Raw genomic sequence first — 19537 nt, forward strand, 5'->3', positions numbered from 1 at the left:
AGACGCGCGGGCGGCGGTTCGTCGGGTCAGGCCAGGGCGAGGAAGAGCTTCTCCAGCTCCTCCTCCGTCATCTCCGGCTGCTCGCCCCCCTCGCGGGCGGCGCCGCAGTGCCGCATGCCGGAGGCGATGATCTTGAAGCCGGCCCGGTCGATCGCCTTGGAGACGGCGGCGAGCTGGGTCAGCGTGGCCCGGCAGTCCTCGCCGTTCTCGATCATCTCGATGACGGCGTTGAGCTGGCCGCGGGCCCGCTTGAGCCGGGTCAGGGCGTCGCTGGTCATCTCGGGTCGAAGTTTCACCGTGCACCTCCTGCCGTCCAACATACCCCCCAGGGGATACCGGTTCCGCCTCCCGGCCCGCGGAAGCATCCGGCCTCGGGGGACCGTCCACCGACACGGAGGGTCCCCGGGAGATCGACGGAACGCTTATCCTGTGCGCCGACGATCGCTCTCGGAAGGGACCCGATGCCGTCCCGGCAGGACCAGCTCCACTCCTACCAGTTCACCGTCCAGCGGGCGGTCGCCGCGCTGGTGATGCGGGAGACCGACCCCGCCCAGTCGCCGTTCCGCCGGCTGGCCGGCGCGGGCCTGGCCAGCGTGCTCGTCGCGGTGATCGCGCTCGGCGGGGTCGCCCTCTACGGCCTCTTCGCCGGTGGTGGCAGCGCCTGGCGTGACGCGGGCGCGGTGATCGTGGAGAAGGAGTCCGGGGCACGGTTCGTCTACCGGGAGGAGAGGCTGCACCCGGTGCTCAACTACGCCTCGGCGCTGCTGGTCATCGGGGCGGAGCGGCCGAAGACCGTGCTGGTCTCCCGCCGTTCCATCGAGGGGGTGCCGCGCGGCCTGCCGCTCGGCATCGCCGACGCTCCCGACTCGCTGCCCGCGCCGGCGCGGCTCGCCCGCGGGGCGTGGACGGTCTGCTCGGTCACCGCCGCCGAGGCGGGCCGCACGCTGGCCCGGTCGGCGCTGCTGATCGGGCGGGACGCCACCGGCGGCCGGCCCCTCGGGGACCAGGGCCTGCTGCTGCGCCACCCGGACGGCAGCCTGCACCTGCTCTGGCACGAGCGGCGCTACCTGCTCCGCGACACCGACCGGGTGCTCGCCGCGCTGGCCGCCACCCGGGAACGGGCGGTGCCGGTGGCTCCGGCGCTGCTCAACACCGTGCCGGCGGGCGCCGACCTGGCGCCGCCCCCGCTGCGCGACCTCGGCGCCCCGTCCGAGCGGGTCACCGGCGCCACCGTCGGTGACGTCTACCTGGTCCGCAACTCCGGTGGCGGCCGCCAGTACGCGGTTGCCGGGCGGGCCGGGCTCGCCGGCATCACCGAGTTGCAGGCCGCCCTGCTGCTCGCCCGCACCGGTCAGGGCGACCCGGAGCCGATCACCCTCGGCCGGTTCGCCGCACTGCCGAAGCTCCCCGACCTGGTGCCCACCGGGCCGACCGCCCCGCCCGCCGTCCCGCCCCGGCTGGCCACGGTCGAGGGCGGCGCGCTCTGCGCCCGGGCCGGCGACGACACCGGCGTACGGGAGGTCCGGCTCGGAGCCACCCCGCCGGATCTCTCCGCCGCCGCCCGGACCCCGCCCGGCCGGGGCGGGCTGGCCGACCAGGTGCTGGTGGAGCCGGGGCGGGGCGCGCTGGTCGAGTCGGTCGCCGCCCCCGGCGCCGGCGGTGGCGCGGTCTGCCTGGTCACCGACCTCGGGCGGCGCTACGTGCTGGCCGGCGCCGAGGTGCCGGGCATGCTGGGCTACGCCGGGGTGCGTCCGGTCCGGCTGCCGGCGGGTCTGGTCAGCCTGGTGCCGGCCGGCAGCCCGCTCGATCCGGCCACCGCCCGCACGGTCGCCGCGCCGGCCTGAGTCAGGAGGCCGGCTTGCGGAACACGGTCACGGCGAACTCCGCGTCGTCGTGCCAGGGGCGCAGGTCCCAGGTGGCGAAGCGGTGGTCGAGGCGGAGCCCGGCGGCCACCGCGTCGGCGTCCAGCTCGGTGATCGGGTAGCCGCGGTCGGTGCCGAAACCGACCACCACGAGGCCGTCCGGGCGGACGTGCGCGGCGACGCGGGTCAGCACCGCCCGCTCGGTGCCGGGGGCGACGAACACCATCACGTTGCCGGCCACCACGGCCGCGTCGAACGGCTCCGGCTCGCCCTGCGCGGCCAGGTCCAGCTCGGCCAGGTCGGCGACCAGGAACCGCGGGCCGGGGTGGTCGGCGCGGGCGGCGTCGATCAGCGCCGGGTCGGCGTCGACGCCCACGACGGTGTGCCCTCGGGCGGCCAGCGCGGCGGCCACCCGGCCGGTGCCGCAGCCGGCGTCCAGGATCCGCGCGCCCGGCGGGAGGAGCGCGTCCAGCAGCCGCGCCTCGCCGGCCAGGTCCGCCCCTTCGGCGGCGAGCTGGCGGAACCGGTCGATGTACCACTGCGAGTGGCCCGGTTTGGTCTCGGTCACCCAGCGGGTCGGCTTGCCCATGCCGCCACGGTAGCTGATCTTGTGGGGCCGGGCCCGGGGAACCTCAGCCGAGGGCGACGAACGCGCCGGCGGAGAGCGGGGCGCCGGTGAGGGCGCCGGCCACCACCTGCGGCCAGGTGTGGTCCCGCAGCACCACCCGGGACCAGCCGACCGCCGCCACGAGCAGCCAGCCGACGTGCAGCGCGGGCCCGAACAGGAGCACCAGGACGGCCGTCGTGGCGGCCGCGACCGCGGCGTGGATGCTCAGCTTCCACCAGTGGTTCACGAGCGTGCAGGCCGCGCCGACCACGAAGATCACCACGATCACGGCGAACAGTTCGGCGGGCGCGCGCAGCGCGGCCAGCAGGGCCGTGCCGACGGCCACCGAGGCCAGGCCGGTCAGCAGGGGGCGGGCCCGCTGGGTACGGTCGCCGACGTGCCGGTCGGTGAGCCGGCCGCGGCGTACGCCGTGGACGATCACGCCGACCGGGATCACCGCGCAGAACAGCAGCGCCGTGCCGCCCCAGAGCAGGAACTGCTGCGGGGAGCGGCTGACCCGGGCGGCCGCCACCAGCGGCAGGGCGGTCACCAGGACGCCCGGCGCGAGCACCTCGGTGATCAGCCGGGCCAGCCGCCCGCTGACCGTCGGTTCCCGGGTCGCCCGCACCGGGTCATCCTGCTGGAGCCGTCCGCCAAGGTCAACTAGCCCTTCTCCGCGCCGCTGGTGAGGCCCTCGGTGAGCAGCCGCTCGCTCGCGAAGAAGAGGATCACGATCGGCAGGGTGAGGATCACCGAGCCGGCCATCAGCACCGTCTTCGGCACCTCGACGCCGTCGGAGAGCAGCGACAGGCCCAGCGAGACGGTCCACCGGTTGGGCCGGTCGACCAGGAAGAGCAGCGCGAAGAGGAACTCGTTCCAGGCGATCATGAAGTCGTAGAGGGCGACCGCCATCACCGACGGCGCGGCGAGCGGCAGGCTGACGCGGCGGATGATGCCGAGCCGGCCGGCCCCGTCGATGGCCGCGGACTCCTCCAGGCTGACCGGGATCGTGTCGAAGTAGTTCTTCAGCATGTAGACCGAGACGGGCAGGGTCTGCGAGATGTAGACCAGCACCAGCCCGACCAGCGACCCGCGCAGCCCGGCCCGGGTGAAGACCACGAAGAGCGGGATCGCGATGACGATCGACGGGAACAGGTAGACCGCCAGGAACAGCGCGCTGACCTGCCGCCGGCCGAAGAACCGCAGCCGGGACACCGCGTACGCGCCGGGGATGGCGATCACCAGGGTGAGCGCGGTGGCGGCCAGCGCCACGACGCCGCTGTTGCGGATGAACGTGAGGAAGCCCTGGCCGCCGTCCTCCACGGACTTCAGCACCTCGGCGTAGGTGGCGACGGTCAGCTCGCCGAACGGCACGAGCAGCGACCCGGGGTCGAGCAGCAGCCGCTCGATGGGGCGTACCGAGAGCACCAGCATGTACCAGAACGGCAGCAGGGTGACCACCAGGAAGGCGGCGATCACCAGCCGGCGCAGCCAGCGCAGGCTCACCGTCTCGATCCGGTCCCGGTCCATCACGCCTCCTCCCGTCGGCCGCCGAAGAAGCGCAGGTAGATCGCGACGAAGACGATCAGCACCACGGCCAGCACGACGGCCTGCGCCGCCGCCGCGCCGATGTCGGTCCGCGCGGTGAGGAACTGGTAGACCCGGACGCTGACCACCTCGGTGCCGGCCGAACCCCCGGTGAGCAGGTAGACGTCGTCGAACTTGTTGAAGGTCATGATGAACCGGAGCACGCCGATCAGCGCGATCACCGGCATGAGCTGGGGCAGCAGGATGTGCCGGAAGCGCTGGGTCGGGGTGGCCCCGTCGACCCGGGCGGCCTCCTCCAGCTCGCCCGGCACGGCCTGGAGCCGGGCCAGCAGGAACAGGAAGGCGAACGGGAAGTAGCGCCACGCCTCGAACGCGATGACCGTCCAGAGCGCGGTGGACTCCTGGGACAGGAACGGCACGGGCGCGTCCCAGCCGAGGAACCGCCGGCCCCAGTCGTTGACGAAGCCGAGCTGCGGGTCGAGCATCACCTGCCAGACGAACGTCATGGCGACCACGGGCGCCACGTACGGCAGCAGCATGGACGCGCGGACGATGGTGCGGCCCCGGAACGGGCGGCGGACCACGAGCGCCGCCACGAGGCCGACCAGGATCGAGCCGACGGTCCCGCCGGCGCTGTAGACGACGGTGGTCCACAGCGTGTCGGCGAAGCCCGGGGTGTGCAGTACCCGGTCGACGTTGTCCAGGGTCAGCTCGCCGAAGAGGCCGGTCCGGCGGAGGGTCGCCAGGCGTACCCGTTGGAAGGCCAGCACCACGGTCCAGACGATGGGGATGCCGATCACCGCGACCACGACGAGCAGGGTGGGGGTGACCAGCGCGAGCCCGGCGCGGGACTCGCGGCGGCGCAGGGTGAGCGGGCGTCGGCCGGGCCGGCGGGGCCGCTCCCCGGTGGGGGAGCGGCCGGCCTCCGGCGCGGTGGTGGTCAATTCACGCCCTTGGCGATCGCGTCGACGTCCTTCTTCGCCCGCTCGGCGGCGGCCCGGGCGTCGGACTTCCCGCCGACCACGTCGGCGAGCGCCTTGGGCACCGGCAGCTCACCGAGGATCGCCCCGACCAGCTTCCCCTGGCCCTGGGTCAACCCCCAGCGCTGGAACGTGTCCGGGCTCCTGCGCAGGGTGGCGAGCACGTCCTCGCCGTAGACGGCCGACAGCGGCTGCTTGCGGTCCACGCCGGCCTGGCTGGTGTTCCAGGCGGTGAGGAACTTCTGCTTGTCCTCCGCGGTGCCGGTGCGCACCGGGAAGCGCCCCTCGGGGGACATGCCGAACCAGCGCGGGTAACCGTCGGAGAGCATGTACTCCACGAAGGACGACGCGGAGTCGCTCGCGCCGTCGAGCACCGCCCACGAGCTGATCTCGCCGTACTGGGCCGGCTCGGCGCCGTTCGGGCCCTTGATGGCGGTGACGAACCCGCTGTTCTTCGCCAGCCACGCCGGGTCGGACTGGCACTGCGGGCAGGTCGGCTTGGCGTCGTTCCGCAGCCCGGCCAGCTCGTCGAGGATGAACGGGGACCAGATCAGCATGGCCGCCTTGCCGGCGAAGTAGGTGGCCCGGGTGGTGTCCACGTCCTGCGCGCCCTTGACCGAGTTGTTCCGCATCAGGTCGCCGTAGAAGCGGAACGCCTCGACGCACTCGGGGGAGTCCAGCGTGACCTTGCCGGCGTCGTCGGTGAGCTGGCAGTTGTTGGCCAGCGCGAGGTGTTCGAAGGTCTGCTGGGTGAAGACGTCGCCCGGGGCGGTCGCCGCGGTGATGCCGGCGACGCCGCCGGTGTTCAGCTTCGCCGCCGCGGCGGCGATCTTCTCGTACGTGTCGGGGGCGGGCAGGCCCGCCGCGGCGAACAGGTCCTTGCGGTAGACCAGCAGCTGGCCCCACCCGTCGCTGGGCACGGCGAGCTGCTTGCCGTCCTCGCTGGTCAGTTCGAGGGCGCGCGGGGAGAAGGTGTCCCGGCCGAGCTTCTCGACGACCCGCTTGTTGGCGTCCGGCTCGAGCAGGTCGTTGCCGGACAGCGTGCGCACGCCGGCCAGGGAGACCGAGCCGACCACGTCGGGCAGGTCGCCGGCGGCGGCGCTGGAGGCGATGAGGGAGGGGAACTGGTCCTCGTTGACGGTGACCAGGTTGACCTTGACGCCGGTCTTGGCGGTGTAGTCCGCGATGATCGCCTTCGTGGCGTTCACCCGGTCCGCCACGTCTTCCAGGCTCCACACGGTTATCTGGGAACTGTCGGATTTCGGCTCGTCGTCACCGCAGGCCAGCAGGGTTGTCCCCGCAAGTGCCATGATCAGGGTGGGGGCGAGGATCCGCATCGAGGGTGATGGCATCGGTGGCACTCCTCTCGAAGGGTACATCAGGGATTTAACGCCTTCGATTGATCGTTTACAAGACATTTACCAATATTTCGTTTAGAATCGGGTCCGGCACTTTCCTCGGAGCGACGCCATGGCCAACTGGGTTGTCTCTCTGGCCGGGCCCCGGCGGGTGAGCCTGGAGCCCTGCCCCCCGGACCCGCTCGGCCCGGGCCAGGTCCGCGTCCGCACCTGCTACTCCGGGATCTCCGCCGGCACCGAGCTGACCCTCTACCGGGGCAGCAATCCCCGGCTCAGCAAGGACTGGGACGACGCTACCCGGATGTTCGTGCCCCGGCAGGCCGCGCCCGCGTACCCGGTTGTGGGCTTCGGCTACGAGGAGGTCGGCGAGATCGTCGAGGTCGCCGCCGACGTCGCCGACCGCCGGCCCGGCCAGGTCGTCTGGGGCATCTGGGGGCACCGCGCGGAGGCCGTGCTGGCATCCGGCGCGGTCACCCCGCTCGCCCCCGGCCTCGACCCCCTGACCGCCGTCTTCGCCCGCCCGGGCGCCATCGCCCTGACCGCCGTGCTCGCCGGCGACCTGCACCTCGGCGACTGGGTCGGTGTCTTCGGGCAGGGGGTGATCGGGCTGCTCGGCACCCGCCTCGCCGTGCTGTCCGGAGCCCGGGTGGTGGCCGTCGACCGGGTGCCGGACCGACTCGCGCACGCCACCCGGCTCGGCGCCCGCCGGGTCGTCGACGCCGCCGTCGACTCCGCCGCCGCCGCGCTGCACGCGGCCACCGGCGGCCGCGGCGCGGACGTCTGCCTGGAGCTGTCCGGGTCGTACCCGGCGCTGCACGAGGCCATCCGCGCCACCGCCCACGCCGGCCGCGTCGTGGCCGCCGGCTTCTACCAGGGGTACGCCCACGGGCTGGGACTCGGCGAGGAGTTCCACCACAACCGGATCCAGCTGGTGGCGGCGCAGATCTCCGGGCCCGCCCCGGCACCCGGCACGGCCGGCCGGTGGACCGGGACCCGGATCGCCCACACCTTCATGGAGCTGGTGGCCGAGGGCAGCGTCGACCCGCTGCCGCTGGTGAGCCACGTCGTCGACGCGGGCGCGGTGGCCGACGCGCTGGCGTTGCTCGACCGCGGTGACGGTGACGTCCTCCAAGTCGTACTGAGGTTCTGATGACCATCCCACTCGCCTGCCAGGAGCAGTTGCTCCCCGGCGCCGGCCTGTCCGAGAAGTACGCCCTCGCCGTCTCCCTCGGCTACCAGGGCATCGAGCTGCGCGGCCGGGGCGACCTGGCCCTCGCCCGGCGGCTGCCGGAGCTGCGCCGCGCCCGCGCCGAGGGCGTGGTCATGCCGACCGTCTGCGTCGAGATGGACCACTTCATCGGTGACTTCGACCCCGCGCGCTCCCGCGACGCGGTGCGCAACCTGCGCTCCCAGCTCTCGGTGATCGCCGAGCTCGGCGGGATCGGCGCCATGACCCCGGCCGCCTGGGGGATGTTCTCCCGCCGGCTGCCGCCGTTCGAGCCGCCCCGCCCGCCCGAGGGCGACCGGCAGGTGCTCGTCGACGCCCTGGGCGAGCTGGGCGAGCACGCCCGCGCCGAGGGGGTCACCCTCTTCCTGGAACCCCTCAACCGGTACGAGGACCACATGGTCAACCGGCTCGACGAGGCGGTCGCCCTGTGCCGCGCCGTCGGCCTGCCCTCGGTGCGGGTGGTGGCCGACACCTACCACATGAACATCGAGGAGGACGACGCCTGCGCGGCGCTCCGCGCGGCCACGCCGTACCTGGGGCACGTGCAGGTCAGCGACTCCAACCGCTACCAGCCGGGGGCCGGGCACCTGGACTGGCCGGCGCTGCTGGCCACCCTGGACGGGATCGGCTACCCCGGCTGGCTGGCGCTGGAGTGCCGGCTGCGCGGCGAACCGGTCGCCGCCCTGCGCCAGGCCGCCACCGTCCTCAACCAGGCCGGGCCACGGCGGGCGGCGGCGTGACCACCGGTGTCCCCGGCGGCACGGCCGGGGTGCGGGCCGGCGGCCCCGGCCGCGCCGACGCCGAGCGGGCCGCCCGGCTGCGCCGGCTCGCGCTGGCCACGCTGGACGCCAACTGGGAGCACGACCACACCGTCCCGTCCCGCACCCTCTACCCGCACCAGTGGAGCTGGGACTCGGCGTTCATCGCGGTCGGGCTGGTGCACGCCCGCCCCGACCGGGCCTGGCGGGAGCTGCGCACCCTGTTCGCCGCGCAGTGGGCCGACGGGCGGGTGCCGCACATCGTGTTCAACCCGGCGCTGCGGGCCGGCGCCTACTTCCCCGGGCCCGAGTTCTGGGACTCGGCCCGGGCCGACGGCGCCCCGGCGGCGGCCACCTCGGGGATCGTCCAGCCGCCGGTGCACGCCCCGGCCGCCTGGCTCGTGCATCGCCGCGCGCCCTCCGAGGCGTCGGTGGCGGCGCTGCGCTGGCTCTACCCGCGGCTGGTCGCCCAGCAGCGCTACCTGACCGGCCGGCGGGACGTGGGCGGGGGCGGGCTGGCCGCCATCGTGCACCCGTGGGAGTCCGGCCTGGACAACAGCCCCGCCTGGGACGCCCCGATGGCCGCGGTGCCCGCCGACGAGGCGGTGATGCGGGCGTACCGCCGGCACGACACCGCGCACGCCGACGCGGCGCACCGCCCCACCGACCTCGACTACGCGCGCTACGTCGCGCTCGTGGACACCTACCGGGCGGGCCGCTACCGGGACGACGGCCTGCTCGGCCGGCATCCGTTCCTTGTGGAGTGCCCGCTGCTCAACGCGGCGCTCGGGATCTCCGAGCAGGCCCTCGCGCGGATCGCCGCCGTGGTCGGCGCCGACCCGGGGCCGCACCGGGACCGCGCGGCGCGGATCACGCAGGCCCTGGTCGAGCGGCTCTTCGACCCGGTCACCGGGACCTTCCGCCCGCGCGACGTCCGGGCCGACCGGCTCGTCCCGGCCCGGACGGTGCTCGGGCTGATGCCGCTGATCCTGCCCGACCTGCCGGCCCGCCAGGTGCGGGCGGTGCTCGCCGAGGCGTGCTCGCCCCGGTTCGGTCTGGCCGCCCGGATGGACCGCCCGCTGCCCACCCACGACCGCACCGCGCCGGACTTCGAGCCGCTGCGCTACTGGCGCGGCCCGAGCTGGCTGAACACGAGCTGGGTCCTGTGGCAGGGGCTGCGCACCTACCGCCGCGCCGACCTGGCCGCCGGGCTCCGTGAGTCCATGCTGGACCTGGTCGACGCGGCCGGCTGTCACGAGTACTTCCACCCGGACACCGGGGCGGGGCTCGGGTCACCGGCGTTCAGCTGGACGGCCGCGCTGGTGCTGGACGTCCTCGCCGAGAGCTGAGCCGCCGGCGTCGCCCGGGACGGCGACGCCGGCGGGCCGGCCGGACTCAGGCGATGCCGGCGGGGGTCGCGCCACCGGCCCGCAGCGCGGCCATCGGCGCGTCGTCGATCGCGTAGCCGAGCGCGTCGACCACCTCGACCACGCCGCTGACCTGCCGGGCCAGCCGCAGCGCCAGGCGCACCGTGGACCAGCGGTCGAGCTGCCCGGTGAGGGTGACGACGCCGCCGTGCACGGTCACGTCCACGACGCCGTCGGGCACACCGAGGGTGCGGCGCAGCACCTCGTCGCAGACGTCGCGCCGGATGTCGGCGTCCGGCCGCAGGTGCACCTTGAGCAGGTCGCCGCGCGTCACGATGCCGACGAGCCGGCCCAGGTCGTCGACCACCGGCAGCCGCTTCACACCCCGGGCGTCCATGGTCCGGGCCGCCTCCACCAGCGACGCGTCCGGCGTGACGGTGACCGGGGGAGCGGTCATCAGGTCGGCGGCCAGGGTCGCGCCGGCCTTCGCCCGCGCCTCCCGCCGGTGCCGGTCGGGCAGGATCCGCCGCTGCTGCGGCTGCCCCTGAAGCTCCACCTTGTACATGAGGTCCGCCTCGGAGACCACTCCGAGGACCCGCCCCGCCCCGTCCACCACCGGCACCGCCGTGACGTGCCGGCCGGTCAGCACGTCGACGATCTCCCGGTACGCCGTGCCCTCCCGTACCGTCGCGACGTCGGTGGTCATCACGTCCTGCACCTGCCACGTACGCATGGCGACCTCCCTCTTCCGCTCCTGACGCTACGGACGGGAGGCGGTCGCGCGCAGGGGCGCACGGACCCTGCCGGCGGGCCGGAAGTCCCGGCTCAGCCGGCCGGTACGGCCGCCGCGTCGGCGGGTGAGGCCGGCGCCGGCACGGTGGCCGTGTCCGCGGGCGGCTCGGGCGTCAGCAGCTCGGCCGGCACCGGCTCGACCTCGACCCGGCAGTCGTGGAACGTGGGCGCCTCGCCCAGGTCGGTGTCGCGGACCGCGGTGACCGCGTTGACGGTGGACCGCCCCGGGCTCAGCCGCGCCCAGTACGCCTTGTAGGTGAAGGCCAGCCCCGGCCGGGTCGCCTCGTCCACGGCGACCGCCGCGAGGAACGCGCCCCTGTCGTTGTGCACGCGCACCGCGTCGCCGTCGGCGAGACCGCGCGCCGCCGCGTCGTCCGGGTGCAGGTGCACCCGGGGCGGCCCGGTCCGCCGGGTGTGCCAGGGCAGCGAGGCGAAGGTGGAGTTCATGAGGAACCGGCCGGCCGGGGCGAGCAGCACGAGCGGGAACCGGCGGGCCAGCTCGGGATCGGCGGCCTCCACCGGCGGGGTGTGCCCGGGCAGCGGGTCCACCCCGAGCCGGGCCAGCGCCGGGTCGTGCAGCCGGGCCCGGCCGTCCGGGGTGCGGAAGCCGCCGTCGGCGAACGGGGCGGCGCCGACCGGCACGCCGGTGGTCCGGGCGTACGTCCGCTCGCGCAGCTCCTCGAAGCTGACCGGCGTGCCGGCCAGCAACTGCCGGGCCAGGTCCTCGTCGGTGTCGGAGAACCGGGGATGGTCGAGGCAGAGCGCGGCGGCGATCCGCCGGAAGATCTCGGTGTTCGGCAGCGCCTCCCCGGGCGCGCGGGTGACCGGCAGGTTCAGCGTCGTGTAGTGGTGGCCGTAGGAGGAGTGCAGGTCGAGGTGCTCGGGCTGCATGGTGGCCGGCAGCACCACGTCGGCGTAGTCGCAGGTGTCGGTCCAGCGCTGCTCCAGCACGACCGTGAACAGGTCGGCGCGGCGCAGGCCGGCGAGGAGCCGGTTCTGGTCCGGGGCGGTGGCGGCCGGGTTGGCGTTGAACACCACCAGCGACGTCACCGGCGGGTCGGCCTCCCCGGTGAGCACGGTCGCCAGCCGGCTCATGTTCACCGACCGGGCCGGCGGGGCCGGCATGCCGGGCGGCCGGACCACCGGGTCCTCGTCGATCGGGTGGTGCCCGCTGGTCGACACCAGGGCGCCGCCGCCCGGGTACCGGAAGTCGCCGGTGACCAGCGGCAGCGCGCAGATCGCCCGGATCGCCTGGCCGGCGCCGTGGTGCCGTTGCAGGCCCAGGCCGACCCGGACGGCGGTGGGGCGGGTGGTGGCGATCCGGTCGCCGAGCCGGCGGAGCGCCTCGACGGGCAGCCCGCACTCGGCGGCGGCCCGCTCCACCGGCCACTCGTCGAGCCGGGCGCTCAGCTCGGGCCAGCCGACGGTGTGCGCGGCCAGCCACGCCTCGTCGGCCGCCCCGGCGTCGCGCACGTGCCGCATCAGGCCGAGGGCGAGCGCCGCGTCGGTGCCGGGCAGCGGGGCGAGGTGCTCGTCGCTGCGGGCCGCGGTGTCGGTGCGCAGGGGGTCGATGGTGACCAGGTACGCGCCGCGCTCCCGGGCCTGCTGCACGAACGGCCACAGGTGCAGGTTGGTGGCGAGCGGGTTGGCGCCCCAGAGCACGATGAGCTTCGCCGCCACGATCGACTCCGGCTCGAAGCCGATGGAGCTGCCGTAGATCGAGCGCAGCGCGGCCCGGGCCGCGCCCGTGCAGATGGTGGTGTCCAGCCGGGACGCGCCCAGGTGGGCGAAGAGCCGCTGGCCCATCGTCCAGCCCTGCACGTGCCCCATGGTGCCGGCGAAGTAGTAGGGCAGCACCGCCTCCGGGCCGTCCCGCTCGATGCTGGCGCGCAGCCCGGCGGCCACCCGCTCGACCGCCTCCGCCCAGCTCGCCGGCCGGTACGCGACTTGCCCGGCGCCCTTCGGGCCGGTGCGGACGTAGGGCGTGGTCAGCCGGTCGGGGCCGTTGACGGCGTCGAGGTAGCGGTTGACCTTGCCGCAGAGCGCGCCCCTGGTGAACGGGTGGTCGCGGTCGCCGCGCAGCGCGACGGCCCTGCCGTCGGAGACCGTGAGCTGCCAGACGCAGGTGTCCGGGCAGTCCAGCGGGCAGGCGCCGGGGTGGGTGGTGCTGGCCATGCGGCGAGCCTACCGAGCCGCAGCGCCGGCGCGGTTCCCGCCGCGGCGGCCGGGCGGATCACCGGATCGGCCGCCAGTCCGGCCCGTCGGGCCGTCCGGTCGAGGTCAGCGCGGCGAGCATCACGTCCTCGACCTGCTCGGGCGTCAGGTGTTCCCGGCGATCGGCGCCCGGTACGTAGGCGCCCCAGGCCCGGCCGTCCGGCTCCTGCATGACGACACCGACCGGGTCGCGGTGGTCGCTCACCGCGGCGATCACCCCCCACGGCCGGCGGATGTGCACCTGTTGCCCGAGATCCGGGTCGAGGTCCCGCAACCACCGCCGGACGGTCTCGTGGTCGTCCAGCCCGACCGTCTCGGTCGTGGTCCGGAACAGGCTGTGCGTGGTCAACAGCTCGGCAACGTCCTGCCGCGCCGAATCCGGCCTGCCCAGCAGTTTCCCCAGCCACCCCATCCGGCCACTCCGTCCCGCGTCGGCGCACGACGTCCCGAGCGTCACGGCGGTAGTGCCCGGCCGTGCTACGGCGGCAAACCCGGACGGCGGGTCGCGCGTAAGGTCAGTCCCGATCACACCCCCGAGGCCCGAGGAGCACGGTGTCCGAGATCGACAAGGTCGCCTGGATCCGGATCGAGGACGGCCGGGTGCTGAGCACCCGGTCCCGGGGCAAGGACGTCTGGTACCTGCCGGGCGGCAAGCGGGAGGCCGGTGAGAGCGACCTGGCGACCCTGGTCCGGGAGATCGCCGAGGAGCTGGCCGTGGCCGTCGTGCCGGAGTCCGCCGTCCCGGTCGGGGTCTTCACCGCGCAGGCCCACGGCCACGGCGCCGGCACGCTGGTCCGGATGACCTGTTACGCCGCCGACTACCGGGGCACGCTGCGGCCGGCGAGCGAGATCGCGGAGCTGGCCTGGCTCGGCTACGCCGACCGGGACCGGGTCTCGCCGGTGGACCAGCTCATCTTCGACCACTTCCGGGCCCTCGGCGCGCTGCGCTGACCTCCGCTCGGTCGGGCAGCAGCCGGGCCAGGGCGCGCAGCGCCCCGGCGGAGGACGGTGGGGCGTGCCGGTGGCCGATCGGCTGTTTGCCGCCGTCGGGTGCGGGTAACCGCGGGCGCGACGTCCCGGGCCGCGAGGCGCGGGCGGGTCGGACATCCGGCGGCGGCCGGCGACGACAGGAGTGCGGCTGTGCGGTTTCCCCGATTCGTCGAGGCGGTGTCCCGCCGCGCCGAACTGCCCACCGAGCAGGCCGCCACGATCTCGCGGGCGGTGTTGCAGACCCTCGCCGAGCGGATCACCGCCACCGAGTCGGCGGACCTCGCCGCGCAGCTGCCGGACGAGGTGGGCAGCTACCTGGTGGGGCCCGGCGAGGGCGGCGCGACCGGCGGCGCGGTCGCCTTCCTGTACCGGGTCGCGGAGCGGGCCGGCGTGGACCCGGCGGTCGCCGAGGTCGGGGCCCGGGCGGTCCTCGCCACCCTGCGCGACGCGGTCACGGTCGGCGAGTTCCAGGATCTCGTGGCGCAGCTCCCCAAGGGATTCGACGCGATGGTCGACCCGATCCCGCGCCCACCGTACGATGTGTAGGCAGGCTCCCCGCGACCCGGGTTGAGCTGCGGCAAAGGGGCCGTGCGGCGGAAATTCCACGGCCGGGAAGTATTTTCACCGTAAAATAACTCGCGAGTAGACGCTTACGCGGTAAATCGTCTACGCGCTAGGGGGATGATCGGACGAATTCCTTCGCCCGAGGTTCCACGTGCCGTCATCCCTTCGGCTCGACCTGCGTCGATGCGCTCTCCATCGAGAGATTGAGCTTTATTCTGCCTCCAGTGTGAAGTCCTGGGGGGGATCATGATCACAATCACCGAACGCTGCGCGCCTGCCGTCCACGGGGAAACATCAGCCCGCTGACATGGCACAGCCGATGATCATCAATCGTTTCGGCGAGGTCGCGGCGCATCACGGTGAACGTCCGGCTCTGCTCGGTGAGACCCACGAGGTCGGTTACGCCGAGTTGGCCGGGGCAGCCGGGGGGCACGCCGCCGCGCTCGTCGCCGCCGGCGTCCGACCCGGCGACCGGATCGCCCTGCTCACCGCGCACGGCGCCCCGACCGTCGCGGCGCTGCTCGGCGCCCTCGCCGCCGGGTGCGCGTACGTGCCGCTGGACCCGGGCTTCCCGGTCGACCGGCTGCGCCACATGCTCGCCGCCGCCGGGGTCACCGCCGTCGCCTGCGCCGCCGAGCACCGCGAGCTGGCCCGGGCACTCGCCGACGGGCGGACCGTGGTGCCGCTCGACCAGGTGCCGCCCGCCCCGCTGCGGCCCGTCCCGGTCGACCCCGACGCGCTGGCGTACGTGCTGTTCACCTCGGGCTCCACCGGGGTGCCCAAGGCCGTCGGGCAGACCCACCGCAACCTGGCGCACGTCGTCGACAACCAGATCGCCGCGCTGGCGATCGGCCCGACCGACCGGCTCAGCCTGCTCGCCTCGTTCAGCTTCGACGCCGCCATCCCCGACCTCTACCCGGCGCTGCTCACCGGCGCCGCCGTGGTCCCGGTCGACCTGCGCCGGCAGGGGCTCGCCCACGCCGTCGAGCAGCTCGACCGGCACCGGGCCACCGTGCTGCACTGCACGCCCACCGTCTACCGCTACCTGCTGGACACCCTCGGCGAACGCCGTCTCGACGCGGTCCGGGTGGTGCTGCTCGGCGGCGAGCAGGCCACGTACGCGGACGCGGTCCGGGGCCGGGATCGGTTCGCCCCCGACTGCCGGCTGGTCAACGGCTACGGCGCCACCGAGATGACCTTCGTGGCCCGGCACGAACTGACCCTGTCCACCGTGGACCCGGCCGCCGCCGGTCCGCTGCCGATCGGCACCGCCTTCCCCGGCTACCAGGTGGACCTCGCCCCGGACACCGGCGAGCTGGTGGTCCGCAGCCGGCACCTCGCCCCCGGCTACCTCAACCAGGACAGCGACCGGTTCACCCTGGACGCCGACGGGGTGCGGTCGTACCGCACCGGCGACCTCGGCCGGCGGCTGCCCGGCGGTGAGCTGGTCTGCCTCGGCCGGCTCGACCGGCAGGTCAAGGTGCGCGGGCACCGCGTCGAGCTGACCGAGATCGAGGCCGTGCTCGCGGCCCAGCCCGGCGTGGCCGGGGTACGCGCCATCGCCCGCGACGGCGAGCTGCTGGCGTACGCCCGCCCGGCCCGTGAGCGTCCCGACCCCGCCGTGCTCGGCGCCGCGCTCGCCGCCGCGCTGCCCGGGTACGCGCTGCCCCGCGCGGTCGTGCTGCTCGACGAGTTCCCGCTCACCGTCACCGGCAAGATCGACGAGCGGGCGCTGCCCGACCCGGCGGCCCAGGCGCCGGCCGGGGACGTGCCCGCCACCGACACCGAGCGGGTCGTGCACGACATCTGGTGCGCCGTGCTCGGCCGCCCGGCGGTCGGCCGCACCGACAGCTTCTTCGACGTCGGCGGGCAGTCCCTGCTGCTGGGCCAGGTGCAGCAGCGGCTCGCCGAGCGGTTCGGCGTGCGCCTGCCCCTGCTGCGCCTCTTCGACCACCCCACGGTGGCTGCCCAGGCGGCGCTGCTCGACGCCCCGCCCGACGCGGTCCGTGCCGCGGTGCTGCCCGCGCCGGCCGTGCCCGCCGCCGCGGCCCGCGAGTACACCGGTGACGAGATCGCCGTGGTCGGCCTGGCCGGCCGCTTCCCCGGCGCGCCGGACGTGGCGACCTTCTGGTGGAACCTGTGCACCGGGGTCGACTCGATCCACGAGCACACCGACGAGGAGCTGGCCGCCCTCGGCGTCGGGCCGGGGCTGCGCGCGGACCCCCGGCACGTGCGGGCCGTCGGCCGGCTCGACGGGGTGGCCGACTTCGACGCCGGGTTCTTCTCGTTCGGCGCCGACGAGGCAGCCCGGACCGACCCGCAGCACCGGCTCTTCCTGGAGACCGCCTGGGAGGCCCTGGAGGACGCCGGGCACGACCCGGACCGCTTCCCCGGCCTGGTCGGGGTCTACTCGGCCACCTCCGCCAACCGGTACTTCCTGTTCCACCTCATGGACAACCCGGCCGTGGTGGGCGACGTCGACCCGGACGACTGGGAGGCCCGGCTGATCGGCCGGCAGTTCACCGATCACCTGCCCGGTCAGGTCGCCTACCGGCTCGGGCTCACCGGGCCCGCCCTGGCCGTGCAGAGCGCCTGCTCCAGCTCGCTGGTCGCGGTCTGCCTCGCCGCGCAGAGCCTCGCCGACTACCAGTGCGACCTCGCCCTGGCCGGCGGGGTGACCGTCACCTGGCCCCGGCACCGGCACACCCCGGGCGGCCTGGCGTCCCCGGACGGCCGGTGCCGCGCCTTCGACGAGGGCGCCAACGGCTCCGGCTTCGGCTCCGGTGTCGGGGTCGTCGCGCTGCGCCGGCTCGCCGACGCCCAGGCCGACGGCGACCGGATCTACGCCGTCCTGCCCGGCTGGGCGGTCACCAACGACGGCGCCGACCGGGCCGGCTTCGCCGTGCCGGGGCCGGGCGGCCAGGCCGCCGCGGTGGCCAACGCGCTGGCCACCGCCGAGGTCGCCCCCGGCGAGGTCGGCCTGGTCGAGGGGCACGGCAGCGGCACGCCGCTCGGCGACGCCATCGAGGTCGCCGCGCTGCACGAGGTGTACGCCGGCGCCGCACCCGCCGAGACCTGCGCGCTCGGCTCGGTGAAGACCAACATCGGCCACCTCGACGCCGCCGCCGGGATCGCCGGGCTCATCAAGGCGGTGCTTGCCGTGCGGCACGGGGTGATCCCGCCGAACCTGCACTTCACCCGGCCGCACCCGGAGATCGACCTGGCCGCCGGCCCGTTCTACGTGCCCACCAAGGCACGGGACTGGCCCGAGGGGCCGCGCCGGGTGGCCGGGGTCAGCGCCTTCGGCCTGGGCGGCACCAACGCGCACGTCGTGGTGGAGCAGCCGCCGCCGGCCGACCCCGCCCGCCTGCCCGGCGACGGGCCGTGGCTGCTGCCGGTGTCGGCGCGTACTCCGGCGGCGCTGCGGGCCGCGCTGGCCCGGCTGCGGGCCCACCTCGCCGGCGACGCCCCGGCGTTGCCCGAGGTGGCCGCCACCCTGGCGCTCGGCCGGCGGGCCTTCGCCCACCGGGCCGCGGTTGTCGCCGCCGACCTGCCCGGCGCGCTGGGCGGACTGGACGCGCTGCTCGACACCGACGCCCGGGTCGCGGGCGAGGGTGGCCCGCTGCGCGAGCTGGCGGCCGACTGGGTCGCCGGGCGGGACGTCGACTGGGACGTCCTGCATCCCGAGGGCACGGTCCGGCGCACCGGCCTGCCCACCTACCCGTTCCAGCGCCAGCGGTACTGGATCGACCCCGTGCAGAAAGGTCCGCGGTGAACTGGTTCGTCTCCGCCGGAAGCCGACCCCAGGCGCCGGTGCGGTTGTTCTGCCTGCCCTACGCCGGCGCCGGCGCGAGCGCGTTCCGGCGCTGGCAGGAGGGAATCGGGCCGGACGTCGAGGTGCTCCCGGTGCAGCTGCCCGGCCGGGAGAACCGGATCAACGAGGATCCGCGCTTCGACGTCGCCGAGGTGGCCGAGGCGATCGCCGCCCGGGCCGACCGCCCGTACGCCCTCTACGGCCACTCGATGGGCGGCCGGCTCGGCTTCGAGGTGGTCCGGGAGCTGCGCCGGACCGGCCGCCCGCTGCCGGTGCGGCTCTACGTCGGCGGCGCCCGCGCCCCGCACGTCACCGCGCCCGGCCTCTTCGACGGGCTGTCCCGCGCCGACGACGAGGAGCTGCTGCGCCGCCTCGCCGACGGCGGCGGCCTCCCCGCCGAGCTGTTCGACCACCCGGAGCTGGTGGAGCTGCTGCTGCCGCTGCTGCGGGCCGACTTCGGCCGGGTGGACGGCTACCGGTACGTGCCCGGCGAGCCGCTGCCGCTGCCGATCGTCGCGTTCAGCGGCCGGGACGACCGGGCGGTCACCCACGAGCAGAACGCCGCCTGGGCCGCGCACACCGCCGCCGGGTTCACCCTGCACGAGCTGGCCGGCGGCCACTTCTTCCTGCACGACCAGCTCCCCGAGCTGCTCGCGCTCGTCCGCGCCGACCTGACCGCGGCGCTCGACGCCGAGACCACCCGCGCCGACGGTCGCGGCACCGACCTCGTCGACGGGTCGGTCGCGCACGGTCTCCCGGGGCGCGCCGCCGGTCGCGGGACCGCCGGCGGCGCGCACCGGGTGCCGCTCGGCGACACCGCCTGGTCGGTGTGGCGCGACGCCATCCTGCGGACCACCGGTTTCCCGGCCGACGGCCTGGACCTGTTCTCCGCGCCCCGGGCCGCCGCGGCGGCCGACGAGCTGCTCGCCACCGGCGCCGGCCAGGACCGGTACGACAAGGAGTTCGACGAGGCGGTCCGCGCCGCCGCCGAGCGGCTCAGCGAGCTCGCCGCCGACCCGCTGCTGCGCGAGGCCGTCACCTGGCAGAACCGGGGCGCGCTGGTCGCGCTCGACGGGCTGGTCCGCGGCGGCGCCGACGCGGCCCGCAACGTGCGGCGGCGGGACCGGGAGCGGGCGCTGCTCAAGTACTGGCAGCGCTACTGCGGCAAGAACGAGACGGTCGGCTTCTTCGGCCCGAGCTGCTGGGTGACCGTCGACCCCGACCAGCCGGAGACCGTCCGGATCCGCCCCGGCGCGCGGCTCACCCGCCGGCGCTGGGTCTGGTTCGAGTCCTGGGCGCTCGCCGCGTACGCCCAGCGGATCGGCGCCGACCTGGCCGTCCGCCGGTGGTGGCCGCCGGTGCTGCGCCCGCACCTCGCGGTCCGGGACCGGACCGTGCTGCGCCCCGGTCGGCCCCCGCTGGCGCTGAACCCGGTGGAGGCGGCGCTGCTGGCGG

General features: G+C 75.2%; 17 protein-coding genes. 8 read left to right on the top strand and 9 right to left on the bottom strand.

Translation table 11 applies throughout. The annotated features are described in order from the left end of the window. Nucleotides 1–26 precede the first annotated feature (26 nt). Nucleotides 27–296, bottom strand: a complete 270-nt coding sequence (locus IEY96_RS08965; RefSeq protein ID WP_189194346.1) for a metal-sensitive transcriptional regulator — start codon at nucleotides 294–296, stop codon at nucleotides 27–29. 165 nt (nucleotides 297–461) lie between these two features. Between IEY96_RS08965 and eccB the strand changes: the two genes are divergently transcribed. Further along, nucleotides 462–1844 carry a type VII secretion protein EccB gene (gene eccB / locus IEY96_RS08970; protein WP_189194347.1) on the top strand — a complete coding sequence of 461 codons (1383 nt, stop codon included), beginning with the start codon at nucleotides 462–464 and terminating at the stop codon, nucleotides 1842–1844. Nucleotide 1845: 1 nt separating this feature from the next. Here the strand turns inward: eccB and IEY96_RS08975 are convergent, their stop codons facing one another. Genes IEY96_RS08975 through IEY96_RS08995 form a run of 5 tightly spaced genes read right to left on the bottom strand, consistent with a single transcriptional unit; the run spans nucleotide 1846 to nucleotide 6349 of the window. Further along, nucleotides 1846–2451, bottom strand: a complete 606-nt coding sequence (locus IEY96_RS08975) for a class I SAM-dependent methyltransferase (RefSeq protein ID WP_189194348.1) — start codon at nucleotides 2449–2451, stop codon at nucleotides 1846–1848. Between the two features lie 43 nt (nucleotides 2452–2494). After that, complete coding sequence (locus IEY96_RS08980; RefSeq protein WP_189194349.1) at nucleotides 2495–3097, bottom strand: phosphoesterase PA-phosphatase; 603 nt, start codon at nucleotides 3095–3097, stop codon at nucleotides 2495–2497. A 35-nt stretch (nucleotides 3098–3132) separates the two neighbouring features. Continuing rightward, a complete protein-coding gene (locus IEY96_RS08985; protein WP_189194350.1) occupies nucleotides 3133–3999 on the bottom strand; it encodes a carbohydrate ABC transporter permease in 867 nt (288 codons plus the stop codon). Continuing rightward, entirely contained in the window at nucleotides 3999–4961 is a 963-nt protein-coding gene (locus IEY96_RS08990) for a carbohydrate ABC transporter permease (protein ID WP_189194351.1), read from the bottom strand. Before IEY96_RS08990 ends, IEY96_RS08985 begins: the two co-directional genes overlap by 1 nt. Further along, nucleotides 4958–6349: an ABC transporter substrate-binding protein gene (locus tag IEY96_RS08995; RefSeq protein ID WP_189194352.1), complete on the bottom strand. Its 1392-nt coding sequence runs from the start codon at nucleotides 6347–6349 to the stop codon at nucleotides 4958–4960. The genes IEY96_RS08990 and IEY96_RS08995 overlap by 4 nt, the downstream gene beginning before the upstream one ends. A gap of 118 nt (nucleotides 6350–6467) precedes the next feature. On the opposite strand from IEY96_RS08995, the gene IEY96_RS09000 reads away from it, so the two are divergent. Genes IEY96_RS09000 through IEY96_RS09010 form a run of 3 tightly spaced genes read left to right on the top strand, consistent with a single transcriptional unit; the run spans nucleotide 6468 to nucleotide 9690 of the window. Next, complete coding sequence (locus IEY96_RS09000) at nucleotides 6468–7505, top strand: zinc-binding dehydrogenase (RefSeq protein ID WP_189194353.1); 1038 nt, start codon at nucleotides 6468–6470, stop codon at nucleotides 7503–7505. Continuing rightward, on the top strand, nucleotides 7505–8323 hold the full coding sequence (locus IEY96_RS09005; RefSeq protein WP_189194354.1) for a sugar phosphate isomerase/epimerase family protein: 819 nt from the start codon (nucleotides 7505–7507) through the stop codon (nucleotides 8321–8323). Before IEY96_RS09000 ends, IEY96_RS09005 begins: the two co-directional genes overlap by 1 nt. After that, a complete protein-coding gene (locus tag IEY96_RS09010) occupies nucleotides 8320–9690 on the top strand; it encodes an MGH1-like glycoside hydrolase domain-containing protein (RefSeq protein ID WP_229791479.1) in 1371 nt (456 codons plus the stop codon). Before IEY96_RS09005 ends, IEY96_RS09010 begins: the two co-directional genes overlap by 4 nt. Nucleotides 9691–9736: 46 nt before the next feature. Here the strand turns inward: IEY96_RS09010 and IEY96_RS09015 are convergent, their stop codons facing one another. From IEY96_RS09015 to IEY96_RS09025, 3 genes are all read right to left on the bottom strand, one after another. Then, nucleotides 9737–10441, bottom strand: a complete 705-nt coding sequence (locus tag IEY96_RS09015) for a CBS domain-containing protein (protein WP_189194355.1) — start codon at nucleotides 10439–10441, stop codon at nucleotides 9737–9739. Between the two features lie 92 nt (nucleotides 10442–10533). Beyond that, the gene (locus IEY96_RS09020; protein WP_189194356.1) at nucleotides 10534–12675 is read right to left on the bottom strand and encodes a molybdopterin-containing oxidoreductase family protein; all 2142 of its coding nucleotides are present in this window, start codon (nucleotides 12673–12675) and stop codon (nucleotides 10534–10536) included. A gap of 58 nt (nucleotides 12676–12733) precedes the next feature. Next, nucleotides 12734–13126 (bottom strand): dihydrofolate reductase family protein, encoded by a 393-nt coding sequence (locus IEY96_RS09025; protein WP_229791480.1) that lies wholly within the window; start codon nucleotides 13124–13126, stop codon nucleotides 12734–12736. 140 nt (nucleotides 13127–13266) lie between these two features. On the opposite strand from IEY96_RS09025, the gene IEY96_RS09030 reads away from it, so the two are divergent. The 4 genes from IEY96_RS09030 to IEY96_RS32545 form a co-directional block, all read left to right on the top strand. Beyond that, nucleotides 13267–13665 carry an NUDIX hydrolase gene (locus IEY96_RS09030; RefSeq protein WP_189194357.1) on the top strand — a complete coding sequence of 133 codons (399 nt, stop codon included), beginning with the start codon at nucleotides 13267–13269 and terminating at the stop codon, nucleotides 13663–13665. A gap of 189 nt (nucleotides 13666–13854) precedes the next feature. Then, a complete protein-coding gene (locus tag IEY96_RS09035; protein ID WP_189194358.1) occupies nucleotides 13855–14250 on the top strand; it encodes a DUF2267 domain-containing protein in 396 nt (131 codons plus the stop codon). 337 nt (nucleotides 14251–14587) lie between these two features. Continuing rightward, nucleotides 14588–18043 (top strand): AMP-binding protein, encoded by a 3456-nt coding sequence (locus tag IEY96_RS09040; protein WP_229791481.1) that lies wholly within the window; start codon nucleotides 14588–14590, stop codon nucleotides 18041–18043. After that, a partial coding sequence (locus IEY96_RS32545; RefSeq protein WP_229791482.1) for a thioesterase II family protein occupies nucleotides 18040–19537 on the top strand: 1498 nt, incomplete at its 3' end. The genes IEY96_RS09040 and IEY96_RS32545, both read left to right, overlap by 4 nt.

The sequence above is a fragment of the Micromonospora fulviviridis genome, assembly GCF_014648395.1.
Taxonomy (GTDB): domain Bacteria; phylum Actinomycetota; class Actinomycetes; order Mycobacteriales; family Micromonosporaceae; genus Micromonospora; species Micromonospora fulviviridis.